Here is a 22,179-nt window from a genome sequence, read left to right as displayed (position 1 = left end):
GCCGCCCGCCGACGCGGAGGGGAGCCCTCACGAGGGCACTTGGTGGCGCCGGGCGCCAACTAGGAGGCCTTGCGCGCCTCTTCGCGCACCCGTTCCGCGACCTGCGCCGGCATCGGCTCGTGCCGCGCGTACCGGCGGCTGAAGCGGGCCGTGCCGTGCGTCATCGAGCGCAGGTCGATCGCGTAGCGGCCGATCTCGATCTCGGGCACCTCGGCCCGGACCAGGGTGCGCCCGCCGGGTGTCTGCTCGGTGCCGAGCACCCGGCCGCGCCGCCCCGACAGGTCGCTCATCACGCTGCCCACGTAGTCGTCTCCGACCAGTACCGACACCTCGGCCACCGGTTCCAGCAGATGGATCCTGGCGCCGGCGGCGGCCTCCCGCAGCGCGAGCGCCCCGGCCGTCTGGAACGCGGCGTCGGAGGAGTCCACCGAGTGCGCCTTGCCGTCCAGGAGCGTCACGCGCACGTCGATGAGCGGATGCCCGGCGGCGACTCCCTTGGCGGCCTGGGCGCGTACGCCCTTCTCCACCGACGGGATGAACTGCCGGGGCACCGCGCCGCCGACGACCTTGTCCACGAACTCGATGCCGGAGCCGCCCGGGAGCGGTTCGACCTCGATCTCGCAGATGGCGAACTGCCCGTGCCCGCCGGACTGCTTGACGTGCCGGCCGCGCCCGGCCGCCTTGGTCGCGAAGGTCTCGCGCAGGGACACCTTGTGCGGGACGACGTCGACCTGGACGCCGTACCGGCTGCGCAGCCGTTCCAGCGCGACGTCGGCGTGCGCCTCGCCCAGGCACCACAGGACCACCTGGTGGGTGTCCTGGTTCTGCTCCAGCCGCATGGTCGGGTCCTCGGCGACCAGCCGGGCCAGGCCCTGCGAGAGCTTGTCCTCGTCCGGCTTGCTGTGCGCCTGGATGGCCAGCGGCAGCAGCGGGTCGGGCATCTGCCACGGCTCCATGAGCAGCGGATCGTCCTTGGCGGACAGGGTGTCCCCGGTCTCGGCGCGGCTGAGCTTGGCCACGCACGCCAGGTCACCCGCGATGACGTGCGACACCGGCCGCTGCTGTTTGCCGAACGGGGTGGACAGGGCGCCGATCCGCTCGTCGACGTCGTGGTCCTCGTGCCCGCGGTCGGCGAGCCCGTGCCCGGAGACGTGGACCGTCTGGTCGGCGCGCAGGGTGCCGGAGAACACGCGGATCAGCGACAGCCGGCCGACGTACGGGTCCGAGGACGTCTTCACGACCTCCGCGACCAGCGGGGCGTCCGGGTCGCACGGTGTGAGCTCGCGCGGCTTGCCGTCGATCGTCGTCACCCGCACCGTCTCGTGCTCCAGCGGCGTCGGGAAGCCCCGGGTGATCAGCTCCAGCAGTTCCACCGTGCCGAGTCCCTGCCGGGAGCCCTCGGCCGCGGGGGCGGCGGCCAGGACGGGGAAGAAGACGCCGCGCGCGACGGCCCGTTCCAGGTCGTCGATGAGCGTCTTGACGTCGACCGGCTCCCCGCCGAGGTAGCGGTCCATGAGGGTCTCGTCCTCGCTCTCCGAGATGATCCCCTCGATCAGCCGGTTGCGGGCCTCCTCGATCAGCGGCAGCTGGTCCTCGCCCGGTTCCGACTCCTTGCGTTCGCCGGTCGAGTAGTCGAAGAGCTTCTGCGACAGCAGCCCGATCAGCCCGGTCACGGGCGCGTGCCCGTCGGGTGCCTGCGGTCCGTGCAGCGGCAGGTAGAGGGGCAGGACCGCGTCGGGGTCGTCGGCGCCGAAGGCCTCCGCGCAGATCCGCGTCATCTCCTCGAAGCCGGCGCGTGCCGCCTCCAGGTGCGTGACGACGATGGCCCGGGGCATGCCCACGGCCGCGCACTCCTCCCACACCATGCGGGTCGAGCCGTCCACGCCGTCCGAGGCCGAGACGACGAACAGGGCCGCGTCCGCCGCTCGCAGACCGGCCCTGAGCTCACCGACGAAGTCGGCGTATCCGGGGGTGTCGAGGAGGTTGACCTTGATGCCGTCCCACTCGACGGGCACCAGGGAGAGCTGTACCGAGCGCTGCTGCCGGTGCTCGATCTCGTCGTAGTCGGAGACGGTGCCGCCGTCCTCCACACGGCCCGCCCGGTTCACCGCCCCCGCGGTCAGCGCGAGGGCTTCCACCAAGGTGGTCTTGCCCGATCCGGAGTGGCCGACCAGCACCACATTCCGTACGGACTGGGGGTGGTCGGCCGCCTGTGCCCTGCCGGCGGCCCCAGGGTGTGTCTGTGCCTTGTCGCCCATGATCCTGCCTCCCGTGCACGGTGAGGTCACTGTGGGCGCGGACACGCGGGATCCGCGTGCGGTGCGGCTCCGGCGACGCCCGCGGTTCTTCGAGCTTTCCACTCCCGTCACGGTGCGTCCATACGAACGACGTGATCGCGCCTCCCACCAGCCGCTTGACGGTTCAACCGAAGGGGTACGGGTGCCCGCCCCTCGCCCGCACGCGCGCGTGGCTACGATGGGCCAGCCGGTGGCCAGCAGGGGCCAGTCGGCGACACCGACCCTCGGGAAGGCCATGCTGAACAAGTACGCGCGTGCATTCTTCACGCGTGTCCTCACACCGTTCGCCGCGTTTCTGATCCGGCGGGGCGTCAGCCCCGACGCCGTCACGCTCATCGGCACCGCCGGGGTGGTCGCGGGCGCGCTGGTCTTCTACCCCATGGGCGAGTTCTTCTGGGGCACGGTCGTGATCACGCTGTTCGTGTTCTCCGACCTCGTCGACGGCAACATGGCCCGCCAGCTCGGCCGCTCCAGCCGCTGGGGCGCCTTCCTGGACTCCACCCTCGACCGGGTCGCCGACGGCGCGATCTTCGGCGGCTTCATCCTCTGGTACGCCGGCGGCGGTGACGACCTCGTCCTGTGCGCCGTCTCGATCTTCTGCCTGGCCAGCGGACAGGTGGTGTCGTACACCAAGGCGCGCGGCGAGTCGATCGGCCTGCCGGTCGCCGTCAACGGGCTCGTCGAGCGGGCCGAGCGACTGGTGATCTCCCTGGTGGCGGCGGGGCTCGCGGGGCTCCACGCGTTCGGCGTCCCGGGGATCCAGTACCTGCTGCCGGTCGCCCTGTGGATCGTCGCCGTGGGCAGCCTGGTCACGCTGATCCAGCGGGTCGTCACGGTCCGCCGCGAGTCCGCCGAGGCCGAGGAGGCGGCGGCCGCGCAGGACAATGGGGGTAAGCAGCACAACGCCTCTCACGGGAGCGAGGCGGCCACGTGAGCGCCCAGGACCGGCTGACGGACGCGCTGTACGGTCTCGGCTGGAGCACCGTCAAGAAGCTCCCCGAGCCGGTCGCCGTACGGCTGGGGAACACCATCGCCGATCTCGCCTGGAAGCAGCGCGGCAAGGGTGTGCGGCGGCTGGAGAGCAACTACGCGCGCGTGGTGCCCGGCGCGAGCCCCGAGCGCCTCGCCGAGCTGTCCCGCGCGGGCATGCGCTCGTACCTGCGGTACTGGATGGAGTCCTTCCGCCTCCCCGCCTGGAGCAAGGAGCGGATCGCGGACGCCTTCACCCCCAAGGACCTGCACCACCTCACCGAAGGCCTGGCCACGGGCAAGGGCGTCGTCCTCGCCCTGCCCCACCTCGCCAACTGGGACCTCGCCGGCGCCTGGGTCACCACCCAGCTCGGCATCCCGTTCACGACGGTCGCCGAGCGCCTCAAGCCCGAGACGCTGTACGACCGGTTCGTCGCCTACCGCGAGGGCCTCGGCATGGAGGTCCTGCCGCACAGCGGCGGCACCGCCTTCGGCACCCTGGCCCGGCGGCTGCGCGACGGCGGCCTCGTCTGCCTGGTCGCCGACCGCGACCTGTCCGCCTCCGGCGTCGAGGTCGACTTCTTCGGCGACACGGCCCGGATGCCGGCCGGACCGGCCCTGCTCGCCCAGCAGACGGGCGCACTGCTGCTGCCCGTCACCCTCTGGTACGACGACTCGCCCGTCATGCAGGGCCGTGTCCACCCGCCGGTCGAGGTGCCCGAGTCAGGCACGCGCGCCGAGAAGACGTCTGTCATGACACAGGCGCTGGCCGACGCCTTCGCCACGGGGATCGCCGACCGTCCGGAGGACTGGCACATGCTGCAGCGCTTGTGGCTCGCGGACCTCGACCCTGCGAAGGGGACCTCGTGAGAATCGGCATCGTCTGCCCGTACTCCTGGGACGTACCGGGCGGCGTCCAGTTCCACATCCGCGACCTCGCCGAGTACTTCATCCGCCTCGGCCACCAGGTGTCGGTCCTCGCCCCGGCCGACGACGACACCCCGCTGCCGCCGTACGTCGTCTCGGCGGGGCGCGCGGTGCCGGTGCCGTACAACGGCTCGGTGGCCCGGCTGAACTTCGGCTTCCTGAGCGCCGCCCGGGTCCGCCGCTGGCTGCACGAGGGCGCGTTCGACGTGATCCACATCCACGAGCCGACCTCGCCGTCGCTGGGCCTGCTGACCTGCTGGGCGGCCCAGGGCCCGATCGTCGCCACGTTCCACACGTCCAACCCGCGCTCCCGGGCCATGATCGCCGCGTACTCCATCCTCCAGGCCGCCCTGGAGAAGATCAGCGCGCGGATCGCGGTGAGCGAGTACGCCCGCCGCACGCTGGTGGAGCACCTCGGCGGGGACGCGGTGGTGATCCCGAACGGCGTCGACGTCGACTTCTTCGCCCAGGCCGAGCCCAAGGCCGAGTGGCAGGGCGACACGATCGGCTTCATAGGGCGCATCGACGAGCCCCGCAAGGGCCTGCCGGTGCTCATGAAGGCCCTGCCCAGGATCCTCGCCGCGCGCCCGCAGACCCGGCTCCTGGTCGCCGGCCGCGGTGACGAGGAGGAGGCCGTGGAGACACTGCCGGCCGAGCTGCGCTCCCGCGTCGAGTTCCTCGGCATGGTCAGCGACGAGGACAAGGCCCGCTTCCTGCGCAGCGTCGACCTGTACGTCGCGCCCAACACCGGCGGCGAGAGCTTCGGCATCATCCTCGTCGAGGCCATGTCCGCCGGAGCCCCTGTCCTCGCCTCCGACCTGGACGCCTTCGCCCAGGTCCTGGACCGGGGGGCGGCCGGCGAACTGTTCCCGAACGAGGACGCCGACGCCCTGGCCGACGCGGCCGTACGGCTCCTGGCGGACCCGGAGCGCCGCGCGGAACTGCGCGAGCGGGGCAGCGCCCACGTCCGCCGCTTCGACTGGTCGACCGTCGGCGCGGACATCCTGTCGGTGTACGAGACGGTGACGGCCGGTGCGGCGGCGGTGGCCGAGGACGAGCGGGCGACCGGACTGTGGGGCCGGCTCGGGCTGGCACGGGACTGATTCAGGCCACGCGAAGAGGCCCTTCCGGCGCCGGTGACCGATCCGGGACAGGGCAGGGCAGGGCGGGGTGAACCGGCGCCTCCCGCGTGCCGCTAGCCTTGCCGCCCGTGACCACCACTCTCATCTGGATCGCCGTGGCCCTGGTCGCGGTCGGGCTCTATCTGAGCTGGACCGCCGGCCGCCTCGACCGTCTCCACGCCCGGATCGACGCCGCCCGGGCCGCCCTGGACGCGCAGTTGCTGCGCCGGGCCTCGGTGGCGCAGGAACTGGCGACGTCCGGAGTGCTGGATCCGGCCGCCTCCATCGTGCTGTACGAGGCCGCGCACGCCGCCCGCCAGGCGGAGGAGGAGCAGCGGGAGGTCGCCGAGAGCGAACTCAGCCAGGCGCTGCGTGCCGTCTTCGGGGAGCCGCAGCAGGTCGAGGCGGTGCGGGAGGCGCCGGGGGGCGAGGAGGCCGCCGAGGAGCTCGCGCAGGCGGTGCGCCGCGTCCCCATGGCGCGCCGCTTCCACAACGACGCCGTACGCGCCGCCCGCGCCCTGCGCCGGCACCGCAAGGTCCGCTGGTTCCGCCTGGCGGGCCACGCCCCGTTCCCGATGGCCTTCGAGATGGACGACGAGCCACCGCAGGCACTGGCGGCCCGGGCCGCCTGAGCCCCCGTTCACGTGCCGTTACCCGGCCGTACGCCGGAAAAGGATCCACAGCGTTCCCATTGGCCCTTGCGGTGGCCTGATCCCCTCGCGTTTCCTCGGTGCTGCAGAAAACCCTCTTTCCCACCAGCGAGGTCATCCGTGTCCATCTCCGAGAACCAGGCCCCCGAGACCGGCACCGCCCGTGTGAAGCGCGGCATGGCCGAGCAGCTCAAGGGCGGCGTCATCATGGACGTCGTCACGCCGGAGCAGGCGAAGATCGCCGAGGACGCGGGCGCCGTCGCCGTCATGGCCCTGGAGCGGGTCCCGGCCGACATCCGCAAGGACGGCGGCGTGGCCCGCATGTCCGACCCGGACATGATCGAGGGCATCATCGACGCCGTGTCCATCCCGGTCATGGCCAAGTCCCGCATCGGCCACTTCGTCGAGGCCCAGGTGCTGCAGTCCCTCGGCGTCGACTACATCGACGAGTCCGAGGTCCTCACCCCGGCCGACGAGGTCAACCACTCCGACAAGTGGGCCTTCACCACGCCGTTCGTCTGCGGCGCCACCAACCTGGGCGAGGCCCTGCGCCGCATCGCCGAGGGCGCCGCGATGATCCGCTCCAAGGGCGAGGCCGGCACCGGCAACGTCGTCGAGGCCGTCCGCCACCTGCGCCAGATCAAGAACGAGATCGCCAGGCTGCGCGGCTACGACAACAACGAGCTGTACGCCGCCGCCAAGGAGCTGCGCGCCCCCTACGAGCTGGTCAGGGAGGTCGCCGAGCTCGGCAAGCTCCCGGTCGTGCTGTTCTCCGCCGGCGGTGTCGCCACCCCGGCCGATGCGGCCCTGATGCGCCAGCTCGGCGCCGAGGGCGTCTTCGTCGGCTCCGGCATCTTCAAGTCCGGCGACCCGGCCAAGCGCGCCGCCGCCATCGTGAAGGCCACTACCTTCTACGACGACCCGAAGATCATCGCGGACGCGTCCCGCAACCTCGGCGAGGCCATGGTCGGCATCAACTGCGACACCCTCCCCGAGACCGAGCGCTACGCGAACCGCGGCTGGTAACACCCATGAGTGAAGCACCTGTGATCGGCGTCCTGGCCCTCCAGGGCGACGTACGGGAGCACCTCGTCGCCCTGGCCGCGGCCGACGCCGTGGCCAGGCCGGTGCGGCGCCCCGAAGAACTCGCCGAGGTGGACGGCCTGGTCCTCCCCGGCGGCGAGTCCACCACCATCTCCAAGCTGGCCATCCTGTTCGGCGTGATGGAGCCCCTCCGCGCGCGCGTGCGGGACGGCATGCCCGTCTACGGCACCTGCGCCGGCATGATCATGCTCGCCGACAAGATCCTCGACCCGCGCTCGGGCCAGGAGACCGTCGGCGGCATCGACATGATCGTGCGCCGCAACGCCTTCGGCCGGCAGAACGAGTCCTTCGAGGCGGCCGTCGCCCTCAGGGGCGTCGAGGGCGATCCCGTCGAGGGCGTCTTCATCCGCGCCCCCTGGGTCGAGTCCGTCGGCGCCGCCGCCGAGGTGCTCGCCGAACACGACGGCCACATCGTCGCCGTCCGCCAGGGCAACGCGCTGGCCACCTCGTTCCACCCGGAACTGACCGGCGACCACCGCGTGCACGGCCTGTTCGTCGACATGGTGCGCGCGAACCGGACAGCCCGGTCCTTGTAGGATTCCTGCGTTCGTTGCTGAGATGGGTTACGCGAAGGAGACAGGCAGATGTCCGGCCACTCTAAATGGGCCACGACGAAGCACAAGAAGGCCGTCATCGATGCCAAGCGCGGCAAGCTCTTCGCGAAGCTGATCAAGAACATCGAGGTGGCGGCGCGGATGGGCGGCGCCGACCCCGAGGGCAACCCGACGCTCTACGACGCCATCCAGAAGGCGAAGAAGTCGTCGGTCCCCAACAAGAACATCGACTCCGCGGTCAAGCGCGGCGCGGGCCTGGAGGCCGGCGGCGCCGACTACGAGACGATCATGTACGAGGGCTACGGCCCGAACGGTGTCGCGGTGCTCATCGAGTGCCTCACCGACAACCGCAACCGCGCCGCCTCCGAGGTCCGCGTCGCCATGACCCGCAACGGCGGCTCCATGGCCGACCCGGGCTCGGTGTCGTACCTGTTCAACCGCAAGGGCGTCGTGATCGTCCCCAAGGGCGAGCTGACCGAGGACGACGTCCTCGGCGCGGTCCTGGACGCGGGTGCCGAGGAGGTCAACGACCTCGGCGAGAGCTTCGAGGTCATCAGCGAGGCCACCGACCTGGTCGCGGTCCGCACCGCCCTCCAGGACGCCGGCATCGACTACGACTCCGCCGACGCCAACTTCGTCCCGACCATGCAGGTCGCGCTGGACGAGGAGGGCGCCAAGAAGATCTTCAAGCTGATCGACGCGCTGGAGGACAGCGACGACGTGCAGAACGTCTTCGCCAACTTCGACGTCAGCGACGAGGTCATGGAGAAGGTCGGCGCGTAACGCCGCCGCGGGCTCCGCAGAGACCAACGGGCCGACGGGACACACCCCGTCGGCCCGTCGCGTTGTCGGTGGCACCCGATAGCCTGCACAAACAGGTGAGCGAGAGGGAGGGCGTGTGCGCGTTCTGGGGGTGGACCCGGGACTGACCCGGTGCGGTGTGGGCGTGGTCGAGGGCGTCGCCGGACGACCGCTCACCATGATCGGCGTCGGTGTCGTCCGGACGCCCGCCGACGCCGACCTCGGCCACCGCCTGGTCGCCATCGAGCAGGGCATCGAGCAGTGGCTCGACGAGCACCGGCCGGAGTACGTCGCCGTGGAGCGCGTCTTCAGCCAGCACAACGTCCGTACGGTGATGGGCACCGCCCAGGCCAGCGCCGTCGCCCTGCTGTGCGCCTCGCGTCGCGGGATCCCCGTGGCGCTGCACACCCCGAGCGAGGTCAAGGCCGCCGTCACCGGCAGCGGCCGGGCCGACAAGGCGCAGGTGGGCGCGATGGTGACCCGCCTGCTCCGGCTCAGCGCACCGCCCAGGCCCGCCGACGCGGCCGACGCCCTCGCCCTCGCCATCTGCCACATCTGGCGCGCCCCCGCGCAGAACCGACTCCAGCAGGCCGTCGCCCTGCACGCCACCCGAGCACCGAAAGGCCGAACGGCATGATCGCCTTCGTCAGCGGCACGGTCGCCGCGCTCGCCCCCGACGCCGCGGTCGTCGAGGTCGGCGGCGTCGGCATGGCCGTCCAGTGCACGCCGAACACGCTGTCCACGCTCCGCATGGGCCAGCCCGCCAAGCTGCACACCTCCCTCGTCGTACGCGAGGACTCCCTCACCCTGTACGGCTTCGCGGACGACGACGAGCGGCAGGTCTTCGAGCTGCTCCAGACCGCGAGCGGCGTGGGACCGCGGCTCGCCCAGGCGATGCTCGCCGTGCACACCCCGGACGCCCTGCGCCGGGCCGTGGCCACCGCCGACGAGAAGGCCCTCACCGCCGTCCCCGGCATCGGCAAGAAGGGCGCCCAGAAACTGCTCCTGGAGCTGAAGGACCGGCTCGGCGCGCCGGTCGGCGCACCCGCCGTAGGCGCGCCGGTCAGCACCGGCTGGCGCGACCAGCTGCACGCGGCCCTGATCGGCCTCGGGTACGCGACCCGGGAGGCCGACGAGGCCGTGTCCGCCGTGGCCCCGCAGGCCGAGGCCGCCGGGGGCACGCCCCAGGTGGGCCAGCTGCTGAAGGCGGCCCTCCAGACCCTGAACCGCGCCCGATAGCCCGCACCGAGATTCCGAGGCACACTCCATGAACTGGGACGACACGACCGACGCCGATGCCGCCGAGCGGCTCGTCGATGCGCCCGCCGACCGGGAGGACCAGGCCGTCGAGGCCGCCCTGCGCCCCAAGGACCTGGACGAGTTCATCGGCCAGGAGAAGGTCCGCGAACAGCTCGACCTCGTCCTGCGCGCCGCACGCGCGCGGGGCGCCACCGCCGACCACGTGCTGCTCTCCGGCGCCCCCGGCCTCGGCAAGACCACCCTGTCGATGATCATCGCGGCCGAGATGGGCGCCCCCATCCGCATCACGTCGGGCCCCGCCATCCAGCACGCCGGCGACCTCGCCGCGATCCTCTCCTCCCTCCAGGAGGGCGAGGTCCTCTTCCTCGACGAGATCCACCGCATGTCCCGGCCCGCCGAGGAGATGCTGTACATGGCGATGGAGGACTTCCGCGTCGACGTCATCGTCGGCAAGGGCCCGGGCGCCACCGCCATCCCGCTGGAGCTGCCCCCCTTCACCCTGGTCGGCGCCACCACCCGCGCGGGCCTGCTGCCGCCCCCGCTGCGCGACCGCTTCGGCTTCACCGCGCACATGGAGTTCTACGAACCGGCCGAACTGGAGCGGGTCATCCACCGCTCGGCGAACCTCCTGGAGGTCGAGATCGAGCCGGACGGCGCCGCCGAGATCGCCGGCCGCTCCCGCGGCACGCCCCGCATCGCCAACCGCCTGCTGCGCCGCGTCCGCGACTACGCCCAGGTCAAGGCCGACGGACTGATCACCAAGGACATCGCGGCGGCCGCCCTCGCCGTCTACGAGGTGGACGCGCGCGGCCTCGACCGCCTCGACCGGGGCGTCCTGGAAGCCCTGCTCAAGCTGTTCGGCGGCGGCCCCGTCGGCCTGTCCACGCTCGCGGTCGCGGTGGGGGAGGAGCGCGAGACCGTCGAGGAGGTCGCCGAGCCCTTCCTCGTCCGGGAGGGACTGCTGGCCCGCACCCCGCGCGGCCGGATCGCCACCCCCGCCGCATGGGCGCATCTCGGCCTCACCCCGCCCCGCTCCCAGACCGCCGGAAACGGACAACAGGACCTGTTCGGGGCGTGACGCCGCCGTCACCGCTCCGCGACGGCGAGGACAGTGGCCGGAGCAGGAACCCCGGTGCCATGCTGAGCGTTGTTCCATGCGCGCGGACTCGCTTAGACTCCGCCGATGCCGCCTTTGTCGGCGGCGCACATACCCCCAACCATCTGGCCGCTCACAGCGCGGTCGTGTGAAGGAAGTACCGACCCGTGAGTCTCCTGACCCTCCTCCCGTTCATCGTGCTCATCGGGGCCATGTTCCTGATGACCCGGTCGGCCAAGAAGAAGCAGCAGCAGGCCGTGGAGATGCGGAACCAAATGCAGCCCGGCAGCGGTGTCCGCACCATCGGGGGCATGTACGCCACGGTCAAGGAGGTCAACGAGGACACCGTCCTCGTCGACGCCGGTCCCGGCGTCGAGCTCCTCTTCGCCAAGAACGCCATCGGTGCCGTCCTCACCGACGACGAGTACAACCGCATCGTCCACGGCATCGAGCACGACCTGAAGTCCGACGCCGACATCGTCCCGGACGACGCCTCCTCCCTCACCGAGACCGGCGACTCCGCCGCCGACGCCCCCGCTGACGACAAGGCCGTCGACCTCGGCAAGAAGGACACGGCCGACGAGGCCGACGACGCCGCGGCCGGCGAGGCGAAGACGGACGAAGAGCCGAAGAAGACCGACGGCGACTCCGAGGCGAAGTAGTCGTGTCCCGGGGTGCGCGGGCCGAGCCCGCGCACCCCGGGACACGCCCAGCTCGCACGGAATCCCGACATTAGTCATGGCCGCCCGTCCGCCGATCCGGAGCGAGGCGGCCCGAGAGGGAGTACGAGAAGGTGGCCACACCCAAAAAGGGCCGGAGCGCGAGCGCCCAGAGCAAGCCGTGGCGCTCGCTGGCCCTGATTCTGATCGCCCTCGTGGCGCTCACCGGTGGGATGTTCGCCTCGGGGCACACCACCCCGCGTCTCGGCATCGACCTGGCCGGCGGCACGAGCATCACGCTCCGCGCGGTCCCCGAGGCGGGCAACGAGTCGGCGATCAACAAGACCAACATGGACACCGCAGTCTCCATCATGGAGCGCCGTGTCAATGGTCTGGGCGTCCAGGAGTCCGAGGTCCAGACGCAGGGCCGGGACAACATCATCGTCAACATCCCCAAGGGCACGAACTCCGAGCAGGCCCGCAAGCAGGTCGGCACCACCGCCAAGCTCTACTTCCGCCCGGTCATCGCCACCGAGGTCTCCGGCGGCGGCACGGCCCCGTCGCCGAGCCCCACCGGCAGCCCCTCGGGCCAGCCGTCCGGCAAGGCCACCGACAAGCCGGAGGCCACCGACAAGGGATCCGCGTCCCCGTCCGCCTCTCCCACCACCCAGGGCCGTGCGGTCACGGACGCGCTGAAGGCCGACGCCACGCCGTCCGCGAGCGCCTCGGGCGAGGCCAAGGCCAGCCCCTCCCCGTCCACCACCGGCGGCACCTCCGGCGACGACCCCAGCAAGCTCCAGGAGCAGTACGCCAAGCTCGACTGCAGCGACGCGAAGATCCGCTCCACCGTCGGCGACACCGCCAAGGCCTCCGACCCGACGCTGGCGTGCGGCCAGAACTCGCAGGGCCAGTGGCAGAAGTACATCCTCGGTCCCGCCGAGGTCGACGGCACGGACGTCGACAAGGCCCAGGCGGTCCTGAACACCCAGACCGGTGCGGGCTGGACGGTCACGATGGACTTCACGGACGGCGGCGCCAAGAAGTTCGCGGCCATCACCGGCAAGCTGGCGCAGAACCAGTCGCCGCAGAACCAGTTCGCGATCGTCCTGGACGGTGACGTGGTCTCCGACCCGTACGTCCGGCAGGCGCTGACCGGTGGCAACGCCGAGATCTCCGGCAACTTCAACCAGCAGTCCGCCCAGGAACTGGCCAACATGCTGACCTACGGCGCGCTGCCCCTGACCTTCAAGGTCGACAGCATGACGACCGTGACGGCGGCGCTGGGCGGTGACCAGCTGAAGGCCGGTCTGATCGCCGGCGCGATCGGTCTCGCGCTGGTCGTCATCTACCTGCTGGCCTACTACCGCGGTCTGTCCTTCATCGCGATCCTCTCCCTGCTGGTCTCGGCCGCCCTGACCTACACGATCATGTCGCTGCTCGGCCCGACCATCGGCTTCGCGCTGAACCTGCCGGCCGTCTGCGGCGCCATCGTCGCCATCGGCATCACGGCGGACTCGTTCATCGTGTACTTCGAACGCGTCCGCGACGAGATCCGGGAGGGCCGTTCGCTGCGCCCCGCCGTCGAGCGGGCCTGGCCGCGCGCCCGGCGCACCATCCTGGTCTCCGACTTCGTGTCGTTCCTCGCGGCCGCGGTGCTCTTCATCGTCACCGTCGGAAAGGTCCAGGGCTTCGCGTTCACCCTCGGCCTGACCACCCTGCTCGACGTCGTCGTCGTGTTCCTCTTCACCAAGCCGCTGCTGACGCTGATGGCCCGCCGCCCGTTCTTCGCGAACGGCCACAAGTGGTCCGGCCTCGACCCGAAGAGCCTGGGTGCGCAGCCGCCGCTGCGCCGCACCCGCCGTCCCTCCGCCCCCATCGAGACGAAGGAGGCGTGAGATGTCGAAACTCGGCAACCTCGGCGCCCGGCTGCACCGCGGTGAGATCGGCTACGACTTCGTCAAGAACCGCAAGATCTGGTACGGCCTTTCGATCCTGATCACCATCACGGCCATCGTCGGCCTGGCGGTCCGCGGCCTGAACATGGGCATCGAGTTCCAGGGCGGTGCCGTCTTCAACACCCCCAAGAACACCAGTGTCTCGGTGGCCAAGGCGGAGGAGTACGCGGAAGAGGCCTCCGGCCACGACGCGATCGTCCAGAAGCTCGGCGACGGAAGCCTGCGCATCCAGGTCGCCGGCATCGACACCGGCGCGGCGAACGAGATCAAGAACACGCTCGCGGACGACTTCAAGATCGACCCGGAGCAGATCAACGCCGAACTGGTAGGCCCCAGCTGGGGTGAGCAGATCGCCAACAAGGCCTGGCAGGGCCTCGGCATCTTCATGGTCCTCGTCGTGATCTATCTGGCGATCGCCTTCGAGTGGCGCATGGCGCTGGCGGCGTTCGTCGCCCTGATCCACGACATCACCATCACGGTCGGCATCTACGCCCTGGTCGGCTTCGAGGTCACACCGGGCACGGTGATCGGTCTGCTGACCATCCTCGGCTACTCGCTCTACGACACGGTCGTGGTCTTCGACAGCCTCAAGGAACAGACGAAGGACCTCACCAAGCAGACCCGCTGGACCTACAGCGACGTGGCCAACCGGTCGATCAACAGCACGCTGGTCCGCTCCATCAACACCACGGTCGTCGCACTGCTCCCGGTCGCGGGCCTGCTGTTCATCGGCGGCGGTGTGCTCGGCGCCGGCATGCTGAACGACATCTCGCTGTCCCTGTTCGTCGGCCTCGCCGCCGGTGCGTACTCCTCGATCTTCATCGCCACGCCGCTCGTCGCCGACCTCAAGGAGCGCGAGCCGCAGATGAAGGCCCTGAGGAAGCGCGTCCTGGCCAAGCGGGCCCAGTCCGCCGCCAAGGGCGAGACCGAGGCCCACGACGACGAGTCGTACGCCGGTGAGCCCGAGGACGACGCCGCTCCCGCGGTCGTCGGCCCGCGCAACCAGCCAGCGTCCCGCGGCCGCGGCCGTGGCCGTCCCTCGGGGAAGCGCCGGTGACCGACATCAGGGAGCTGCTGCTCAGCCGCATCCGGGACGTGGCCGACTACCCGGAGCCGGGCGTGATGTTCAAGGACATCACCCCGCTGCTGGCCGACCCGGCGGCGTTCACCGCGCTCACCGACGCCCTCGCCGAGATCGCCGAGCGCACCCGCGCCACCAAGGTCGTCGGCCTGGAGGCCCGCGGCTTCATCCTGGGCGCCCCGGTCGCCGTCCGCGCCGGCCTCGGCTTCATCCCCGTACGCAAGGCGGGCAAGCTCCCCGGAGCCACCCTCGGCCAGGCCTACGACCTGGAGTACGGCTCGGCGGAGATCGAGGTGCACGCCGAGGACCTGAGCGCCGACGACCGCGTCCTGGTCGTCGACGACGTCCTCGCCACCGGCGGCACCGCCGAGGCCTCGGTCCAGCTCATCCGCCGGGCCGGCGCCGAGGTCGCGGGTCTCGCGGTCCTCATGGAGCTCGGCTTCCTGAGCGGCCGGGCCCGCCTGGAGCCGGTTCTGAAGGGTGCCCCGCTTCAGGCGCTGCTCACGGTCTAGCCACCCCCGAGCGGCCCGGTGGACACCGGCACGACACCGCGCAGGCGGGCCCGGAACATCCGGCGCCCGCCTCGTGTGTTTCTCGCGTAGACGGTCCTCACATTGGCCTGAAGGCGATCCTGGGGCGCAGGATGGCTACCATGGGGTCTCCGGAGCCTGACCGGGGGACCCGGATCGCGCACGAGGAGCCCTCTTGCCAGACGAGGCCCAGCACCTGACCGCCGCCAAGCCCGAGTCCGCCTCGGCAGCCGCGGCGAAGCCCGCGCCGAACGCGCCGCACGCGAAGAACGACACCCGCGGGCCGGTCGAGCACGCCCAGTCGGCGCCGGTCGACAAGCCCGCAGAGCAGTCGCGCCCCAAGCCGGCCCCGCCCGTGCGCCCGGCCGCCGGCCAGTCGGCCCGCTCCGGTTCCTCCAACCGCGTCCGCGCCCGTCTGGCCCGGCTCGGCGTGCAGCGCGCGAACCCGTACAACCCGGTGCTGGAGCCGCTGCTGCGGATAGTGCGCAGCAACGACCCGAAGATCGAGACGTCGACGCTCCGCCAGATCGAGCGCGCCTACCAGGTCGCCGAGCGCTGGCACCGCGGCCAGAAGCGCAAGAGCGGCGACCCGTACATCACGCACCCGCTCGCCGTGACGACGATCCTCGCCGAGCTGGGCATGGATCCGGCCACGCTGATGGCGGGCCTGCTGCACGACACGGTCGAGGACACCGAATACGGCCTGGAGGACCTGCGCCGCGACTTCGGCGACGTCGTCACCCTGCTCGTCGACGGCGTCACCAAGCTGGACAAGGTCAAGTTCGGCGAGGCCGCGCAGGCCGAGACCGTGCGCAAGATGGTCGTCGCCATGGCCAAGGACCCGCGCGTCCTGGTCATCAAGCTCGCCGACCGCCTGCACAACATGCGCACCATGCGCTACCTCAAGCGCGAGAAGCAGGAGAAGAAGGCGCGCGAGACCCTGGAGATCTACGCGCCGCTCGCCCACCGCCTCGGCATGAACACCATCAAGTGGGAGCTGGAGGACCTCGCCTTCGCGATCCTCTACCCCAAGATGTACGACGAGATCGTACGGCTGGTGGCCGAGCGGGCACCGAAGCGTGACGAGTACCTGGCCATCGTCACCGACGAGGTCCAGCAGGACCTGCGGGCGGCCCGCATCAAGGCCACCGTCACCGGCCGCCCCAAGCACTACTACAGCGTCTACCAGAAGATGATCGTCCGCGGCCGGGACTTCGCGGAGATCTACGACCTGGTGGGCATCCGCGTCCTCGTGGACACCGTCCGCGACTGCTACGCGGCCCTCGGCACGGTGCACGCGCGATGGAACCCGGTCCCCGGCCGGTTCAAGGACTACATCGCGATGCCCAAGTTCAACATGTACCAGTCGCTGCACACGACGGTCATCGGCCCCGGCGGCAAACCGGTCGAACTCCAGATCCGCACGTTCGACATGCACCGCCGCGCCGAGTACGGCATCGCCGCGCACTGGAAGTACAAGCAGGAGGCCGTCGCCGGCGCCTCGAAGGTGCGCACGGACGCGCCGAAGTCGTCCGGCAAGGACAAGGACGCCATCAACGACATGGCGTGGCTGCGGCAGCTCCTGGACTGGCAGAAGGAGACCGAGGACCCCGGCGAGTTCCTGGAGTCCCTGCGCTTCGACCTCTCGCGCAACGAGGTCTTCGTCTTCACCCCCAAGGGCGACGTCATAGCGCTCCCCGCCGGTGCCACTCCCGTGGACTTCGCCTACGCGGTCCACACCGAGGTCGGCCACCGCACCATAGGCGCCCGTGTGAACGGCCGCCTGGTCCCGCTGGAGTCCACCCTCGACAACGGCGACCTGGTGGAGGTCTTCACCTCCAAGGCACCCGGCGCCGGCCCCTCCCGCGACTGGCTCGGCTTCGTCAAGTCGCCGCGTGCCCGCAACAAGATCCGGGCCTGGTTCTCCAAGGAGCGCCGCGACGAGGCGATCGAGCAGGGCAAGGACGCCATCGTCCGCGCGATGCGCAAGCAGAACCTGCCGATCCAGCGCATCCTCACCGGCGACTCGCTCGTCACGCTCGCGCACGAGATGCGCTACGCCGACATCTCCGCGCTGTACGCGGCGATCGGCGAGGGCCATGTCTCCGCGCAGAACATCGTGCAGAAGCTGGTGCAGGCCCTCGGCGGCGAGGAGGCGGCCACCGAGGAGATCGACGAGTCGGTCCCGCCGGCCCGCGGCCGCAGCCGCAAGCGCCGCTCCAGCGCCGACCCGGGCGTCGTCGTCAAGGGCGTCGAGGACGTGTGGGTCAAGCTGGCCCGCTGCTGTACGCCCGTCCCCGGCGACCCCATCATCGGCTTCGTCACCCGCGGCAGTGGCGTATCGGTTCACCGCAGCGACTGTGTGAACGTCGACTCGCTGTCCCGGGAGCCCGAGCGCATCCTCGAGGTCGAGTGGGCGCCCACCCAGTCCTCGGTCTTCCTGGTCGCCATCCAGGTCGAGGCCCTGGACCGCTCCCGGCTGCTCTCGGACGTCACGCGGGTGCTGTCCGACCAGCACGTCAACATCCTCTCCGCGGCCGTCCAGACCTCCCGCGACCGCGTCGCCACCTCCCGCTTCACCTTCGAGATGGGCGACCCGAAGCATCTCGGCCACGTGCTGAAGGCCGTCCGGGGCGTGGAGGGCGTCTACGACGTGTACCGGGTGACCTCGGCGCGCAGCAGGTCGTAACCCCTCGTAGCGACCACACGAAAGGGGCTCCCGCACCTCGGTGCGGGAGCCCCTCTCACGTGGGAGGCCTCAGCCTCCGAACTCCTGGAGGCCCTTCAGCGCCTGGTCCAGCAGCGCCTGGCGGCCCTCGAGCTCACGCTCGAGCTTGTCGGCCCTGGCGTTGTTGCCCTGCGCGCGGGCCTGCTCGATCTGGCCCCTCAGCTTGTCCACGGCGGCCTGGAGCTGGCCGGTCAGACCCTCGGCACGCGCGCGTGCCTCCGGGTTGGTCCGGCGCCACTCGGCCTCCTCGGCCTCCTGGATGGCCCGCTCCACGGCATGCATCCGGCCCTCGACCTTCGGCCGGGCGTCGCGCGGCACGTGGCCGATGGCCTCCCAGCGCTCGTTCACGTTCCGGAACGCGGCCCGGGCCGCCTTCAGATCCGTGATCGGCAGGAGCTTCTCGGCCTCCTCGGCCAGCTCCTCCTTGAGCTTCAGGTTCTCCGCCTGCTCGGCGTCCCGCTCCGCGAAGACCGAGCTGCGCGCGGCGAAGAAGACGTCCTGGGCGCCGCGGAAGCGGTTCCACAGATCGTCCTCGTGCTCGCGCTGCGCGCGGCCCGCGGCCTTCCACTCGGTCATCAGCTCGCGGTAGCGCGCGGCCGTCGCACCCCAGTCCGTCGAGCTCGACAGCGCCTCGGCCTCGGCGACCAGCCGCTCCTTCGTGCGGCGGGCCTCCTCGCGCTGCGCGTCGAGCTGCGCGAAGTGCTGCTTGCGCCGCTTGGAGAACGCCGACCGGGCGTGCGAGAACCGGTGCCACAGCTCGTCGTCGGACTTGCGGTCCAGCCGCGGCAGGCCCTTCCAGGTGTCCACCAGGGACCGCAGCCGCTCACCGGCCGCCCGCCACTGGTCGGACCGCGACAGCTCCTCCGCCTCGGCGACCAGGGCCTCCTTGGCCTTGCGCGCCTCGTCGGACTGCTTCGCCCGCTGCGCCTTGCGCTCCTCGCGGCGGGCCTCCACCAGCTCCACGAGCTTGTCCAGCCGAACCCGCAGGGCGTCCAGGTCGCCCACCGCGTGATGCGCGTCGACCTGCTCCCGGATGTGGTCGATGGCGGCCTGGGCGTCCTTCGCCGACAGGTCGGTGGTCTTCACTCGCTTCTCGAGGAGGCCGATCTCGACAACCAGGCCCTCGTACTTGCGCTCGAAATAGGCCAGCGCCTCCTCGGGGGAGCCCGCCTGCCAGGAACCGACGACCTGCTCGCCGTCGGCCGTACGCACGTACACGGTCCCCGTCTCGTCGACGCGGCCCCACGGGTCGCTGCTCACAGCGCCTCCTCCACATGATGCCTGCGAGGGGCGTCGGCTCCCCCAGGCATCGTCCACAGTTTCGTCACGGCCAACATAGGCGACCGGCGGGGGGCCTGTCCGCATCCCGCGCGACCGAAATTACGCAGTTGAGGGTCAGGATTTCGTGACCGTGGCCTTGTTGATCACGACCGTCGCGTTGGGCGTGGTGTTGCCCGTCTGAGGGTCGGGGGCCTGGGCCCCGGCCTCGGCGATCTTCTTCAGGACCTTCATGCCCGCCTCGGACACCGTGCCGAACGGTGTGTAGTCGGGCGGCAGCTGACTGTCCTGGTAGACGAGGAAGAACTGGCTGCCGCCGCTGTTGCGGCCCTGCTTCGTCTGCGGGTTGTACTGGTTCGCCATCGCGACCGTGCCCGCCGGGTAGATCCCGCCCTTGAGGCTCTTGTCCTTGAGATTCTCGTCCGGGATGGTGTAGCCGGGACCGCCCATGCCGGTGCCCTGCGGGTCACCGCACTGGAGGACGTAGATGCCCTGGTTGGTGAGCCGGTGGCACTTGCTGTGGTCGAAGTAGCCCTTGCCGGCGAGGAAGTTGAACGAGTTGACGGTGTGCGGGGCCGCCGACGCCTTCAGCGCGATGTCTATCTCGCCGCAGGTCGTGTCGAGCCTCATCGTGTACTTCGCCGACTCGTCGATGGTCATGGCCGGTTCCTTCTTCCAGGTCTCCGACTTGACCTTGCCCGGGGCGGGCTTCTCGCAGGGGTCCGGGGCCTTGCTGGGCGAGGCGCTCGGGGTGACCTCCGCGCCCGCGTTCTCCTTCTTGCCGTCGTCCTCGAACGGCTTGGTCAACACGGCCCCGATGACGAGCACGACCGTCACGCTGAGAACGGAGGCGATCACGGAGTTGCGGATCCGGGCCTTGCGTCGCGCATCGGTGCGTCGCTGCTGCTGCCGCAAGTACTTCTCACGGGCGAGCTGTCGCCGCCGCTGTTCCTGGCTGACCACCGGGTTCTCTCCTCATGCGTCTGATACGTCGACCGGTACGCGTGGGGCCTGTGCGCCGACCGCCTGCGTGTGCCCCGTACCGTATATGGGTTCGCTGAGGAATCGGCAGCGCCGGTAGGCTCTGACGACAGCCGCAGCCGCCCGTATCGACACAACGAAGGACGATCGTGCTCATTGCCGGGTTCCCCGCCGGGGCCTGGGGGACGAACTGCTACCTCGTCGCCCCCGCCGCCGGTGAGGAGTGCGTGATCATCGACCCCGGCCATCAGGCCGCCGACGGCGTCGAGGAAACGATCAGGAAGCATCGGCTCAAGCCCGTCGCCGTCGTCCTCACCCACGGCCACCTCGACCACGTGGCCTCGGTCGTCCCGGTGTGCGGCGCGCACGACGTGCCGGCCTGGATCCACCCCGACGACCGGTACATGATGAACGATCCCGAGAAGGCGCTCGGCCGTTCCGTCGGGATGCCGCTGCTGGGCGAGCTGACCATCGGGGAGCCGGATGACGTCAAGGAGCTGGCCGACGGGGCGAAGCTGGAGCTGGCGGGCCTGGAGCTGTCCGTCGCCCACGCGCCGGGCCATACCAAGGGGTCGGTGACCTTCGGCCTGCCCGAGGCGGCGGACATCCCGCCGATCCTGTTCTCGGGCGACCTGCTGTTCGCCGGCTCCATCGGACGCACCGACCTGCCCGGCGGTGACATGGCCGAGATGCTCGACTCGCTGGCCCGCGTGTGCCTGCCGCTCGACGACTCGACCGTGGTGCTGTCCGGCCACGGCCCCCAGACGACCATCGGCCAGGAGCGCGCCACCAACCCGTATCTGCGGCAGGTGGCCGCCGGCCAGGGAGCTTCCGAGGCTCCCCGACGAGGAATGTGACGAGACCTTCCGTGAGCACCTTCAAGGCCCCCAAGGGCACGTACGACCTGATCCCGCCGGACTCCGCCAAGTACCTGGCCGTCCGCGAGGCGATCGCCGCTCCGCTGCGCAACTCCGGCTACGGCTACATCGAGACGCCGGGCTTCGAGAACGTCGAGCTCTTCGCGCGCGGCGTCGGTGAGTCCACCGACATCGTGACGAAGGAGATGTACGCCTTCGAGACCAAGGGCGGCGACCAGCTCGCCCTGCGCCCCGAGGGCACGGCCTCGGTGCTGCGCGCCGCGCTGGAGGCCAACCTGCACAAGGCGGGCAACCTCCCGGTCAAGCTCTGGTACTCCGGCTCGTACTACCGCTACGAGCGCCCCCAGAAGGGCCGCTACCGCCACTTCTCCCAGGTCGGCGCCGAGGCGATCGGCGCGGAGGACCCGGCGCTGGACGCCGAGCTGATCATCCTGGCCGACCAGGCGTACCGCTCGCTGGGCCTGAGCAACTTCCGGATCCTGCTCAACAGCCTGGGCGACAAGGAGTGCCGCCCGGTGTACCGGACGGCGCTCCAGGAGTTCCTGCGCGGCCTGGACCTGGACGAGGACACCCTGCGCCGCGCGGAGATCAACCCGCTGCGCGTGCTGGACGACAAGCGCGAGTCGGTGCAGAAGCAGCTGGGGGACGCCCCGCTGCTGCGCGACTACCTGTGCGACGCGTGCAAGGCGTACCACGAGGAGGTCCGCGAGCTGATCACGGCGGCGGGCGTGGCCTTCGAGGACGACCCGAAGCTGGTCCGCGGCCTCGACTACTACACCCGCACGACGTTCGAGTTCGTCCACGACGGCCTCGGCTCGCAGTCCGCGGTGGGCGGCGGCGGCCGCTACGACGGCCTGTCCGAGATGATCGGCGGCCCCGCGCTGCCGTCCGTCGGCTGGGCCCTCGGCGTCGACCGCACGGTCCTCGCGCTGGAGGCGGAGGGCGTCGAACTCGAACTCCCCTTGACCACCAGCGTGTTCGCCGTGCCGCTCGGCGAGGAGGCCCGCCGGGTCCTGTTCGCCAAGGTCACGGAGCTGCGCAAGAACGGCATCGCGGCCGACTTCTCCTACGGCGGCAAGGGCCTCAAGGGCGCGATGAAGAACGCCAACCGCAGCGGCGCCCGCTACACGATCGTCGCCGGCGAACGCGACCTCGCCGAGGGCGTCGTCCAGCTCAAGGACATGGAGTCGGGCGAGCAGACGGCGGTGGGCGTGAACGAGATCGTGGCGGAACTGGAAGCCCGGCTGGGCTGAGCCGCCGTCGAAGGCGCCGGACACCCGTCGGGGGCCCGGCGCCATCGCCGTTCCCCG

General features: G+C 70.9%; 20 protein-coding genes. 17 read left to right on the top strand and 3 right to left on the bottom strand.

Annotated features, from left to right (window positions below; translation table 11 throughout):
* Positions 1–59 precede the first annotated feature (59 nt).
* Positions 60–2,258, bottom strand: a complete 2,199-nt coding sequence (locus IE255_RS21525; RefSeq protein ID WP_190051993.1) for an elongation factor G-like protein EF-G2 — start codon at positions 2,256–2,258, stop codon at positions 60–62.
* Between the two features lie 217 nt (positions 2,259–2,475).
* Between IE255_RS21525 and pgsA the strand changes: the two genes are divergently transcribed.
* The 15 genes from pgsA (at position 2,476) to relA (ending at position 17,693) form a co-directional block, all read left to right on the top strand.
* Positions 2,476–3,231, top strand: a complete 756-nt coding sequence (pgsA, locus tag IE255_RS21520) for a phosphatidylinositol phosphate synthase (protein WP_190051992.1) — start codon at positions 2,476–2,478, stop codon at positions 3,229–3,231.
* Positions 3,228–4,136, top strand: a complete 909-nt coding sequence (locus IE255_RS21515; RefSeq protein WP_190051991.1) for a phosphatidylinositol mannoside acyltransferase — start codon at positions 3,228–3,230, stop codon at positions 4,134–4,136. Before pgsA ends, IE255_RS21515 begins: the two co-directional genes overlap by 4 nt.
* Complete coding sequence (locus IE255_RS21510; protein ID WP_190051990.1) at positions 4,133–5,296, top strand: glycosyltransferase family 4 protein; 1,164 nt, start codon at positions 4,133–4,135, stop codon at positions 5,294–5,296. The genes IE255_RS21515 and IE255_RS21510 overlap by 4 nt, the downstream gene beginning before the upstream one ends.
* A 107-nt stretch (positions 5,297–5,403) precedes the next feature.
* Entirely contained in the window at positions 5,404–5,946 is a 543-nt protein-coding gene (locus IE255_RS21505; RefSeq protein ID WP_190051989.1) for a LemA family protein, read from the top strand.
* A gap of 138 nt (positions 5,947–6,084) precedes the next feature.
* A complete protein-coding gene (pdxS, locus tag IE255_RS21500; RefSeq protein ID WP_190051988.1) occupies positions 6,085–6,990 on the top strand; it encodes a pyridoxal 5'-phosphate synthase lyase subunit PdxS in 906 nt (301 codons plus the stop codon).
* Positions 6,991–6,995: 5 nt separating this feature from the next.
* Positions 6,996–7,604, top strand: a complete 609-nt coding sequence (gene pdxT / locus IE255_RS21495) for a pyridoxal 5'-phosphate synthase glutaminase subunit PdxT (protein WP_190051987.1) — start codon at positions 6,996–6,998, stop codon at positions 7,602–7,604.
* Positions 7,605–7,652: 48 nt separating this feature from the next.
* Positions 7,653–8,405: a YebC/PmpR family DNA-binding transcriptional regulator gene (locus IE255_RS21490; protein ID WP_190051986.1), complete on the top strand. Its 753-nt coding sequence runs from the start codon at positions 7,653–7,655 to the stop codon at positions 8,403–8,405.
* 115 nt (positions 8,406–8,520) lie between these two features.
* Entirely contained in the window at positions 8,521–9,060 is a 540-nt protein-coding gene (gene ruvC / locus IE255_RS21485) for a crossover junction endodeoxyribonuclease RuvC (RefSeq protein WP_190051985.1), read from the top strand.
* On the top strand, positions 9,057–9,662 hold the full coding sequence (gene ruvA, locus IE255_RS21480) for a Holliday junction branch migration protein RuvA (protein WP_190051984.1): 606 nt from the start codon (positions 9,057–9,059) through the stop codon (positions 9,660–9,662). Before ruvC ends, ruvA begins: the two co-directional genes overlap by 4 nt.
* Positions 9,663–9,690: 28 nt before the next feature.
* Positions 9,691–10,761 (top strand): Holliday junction branch migration DNA helicase RuvB, encoded by a 1,071-nt coding sequence (ruvB, locus tag IE255_RS21475; protein WP_190051983.1) that lies wholly within the window; start codon positions 9,691–9,693, stop codon positions 10,759–10,761.
* 185 nt (positions 10,762–10,946) lie between these two features.
* Positions 10,947–11,441: a preprotein translocase subunit YajC gene (gene yajC, locus IE255_RS21470; RefSeq protein WP_190051982.1), complete on the top strand. Its 495-nt coding sequence runs from the start codon at positions 10,947–10,949 to the stop codon at positions 11,439–11,441.
* Positions 11,442–11,572: 131 nt separating this feature from the next.
* Entirely contained in the window at positions 11,573–13,333 is a 1,761-nt protein-coding gene (gene secD, locus IE255_RS21465; protein WP_190051981.1) for a protein translocase subunit SecD, read from the top strand.
* 1 nt (position 13,334) lies between these two features.
* Positions 13,335–14,450, top strand: a complete 1,116-nt coding sequence (secF, locus tag IE255_RS21460; RefSeq protein ID WP_190051980.1) for a protein translocase subunit SecF — start codon at positions 13,335–13,337, stop codon at positions 14,448–14,450.
* Complete coding sequence (locus tag IE255_RS21455; protein WP_190051979.1) at positions 14,447–14,986, top strand: adenine phosphoribosyltransferase; 540 nt, start codon at positions 14,447–14,449, stop codon at positions 14,984–14,986. The genes secF and IE255_RS21455 overlap by 4 nt, the downstream gene beginning before the upstream one ends.
* Before the next feature lie 193 nt (positions 14,987–15,179).
* Entirely contained in the window at positions 15,180–17,693 is a 2,514-nt protein-coding gene (gene relA, locus IE255_RS21450) for a GTP pyrophosphokinase (RefSeq protein ID WP_190051978.1), read from the top strand.
* A 69-nt stretch (positions 17,694–17,762) separates the two neighbouring features.
* On the opposite strand, the gene IE255_RS21445 is transcribed toward relA, so the two are convergent.
* A complete protein-coding gene (locus tag IE255_RS21445) occupies positions 17,763–18,992 on the bottom strand; it encodes a DUF349 domain-containing protein (RefSeq protein ID WP_190051977.1) in 1,230 nt (409 codons plus the stop codon).
* Between the two features lie 135 nt (positions 18,993–19,127).
* The gene (locus IE255_RS21440; protein ID WP_190051976.1) at positions 19,128–19,973 is read right to left on the bottom strand and encodes a peptidylprolyl isomerase; all 846 of its coding nucleotides are present in this window, start codon (positions 19,971–19,973) and stop codon (positions 19,128–19,130) included.
* A 167-nt stretch (positions 19,974–20,140) separates the two neighbouring features.
* On the opposite strand from IE255_RS21440, the gene IE255_RS21435 reads away from it, so the two are divergent.
* Both IE255_RS21435 and hisS read left to right on the top strand, forming a co-directional pair.
* Complete coding sequence (locus IE255_RS21435) at positions 20,141–20,848, top strand: MBL fold metallo-hydrolase (RefSeq protein ID WP_190051975.1); 708 nt, start codon at positions 20,141–20,143, stop codon at positions 20,846–20,848.
* Positions 20,849–20,859: 11 nt separating this feature from the next.
* Positions 20,860–22,122, top strand: a complete 1,263-nt coding sequence (gene hisS, locus IE255_RS21430) for a histidine--tRNA ligase (protein WP_190051974.1) — start codon at positions 20,860–20,862, stop codon at positions 22,120–22,122.
* The last annotated feature ends 57 nt before the right edge of the window (positions 22,123–22,179 follow it).

The sequence above is a fragment of the Streptomyces lomondensis genome (assembly GCF_014651035.1).
In the GTDB taxonomy this organism is placed as follows: Bacteria; Actinomycetota; Actinomycetes; order Streptomycetales; family Streptomycetaceae; genus Streptomyces; species Streptomyces lomondensis.
The sequence above is the reverse complement of the archived record's forward strand: the minus strand, read 5'-3'. Positions and strand labels throughout refer to the sequence as shown.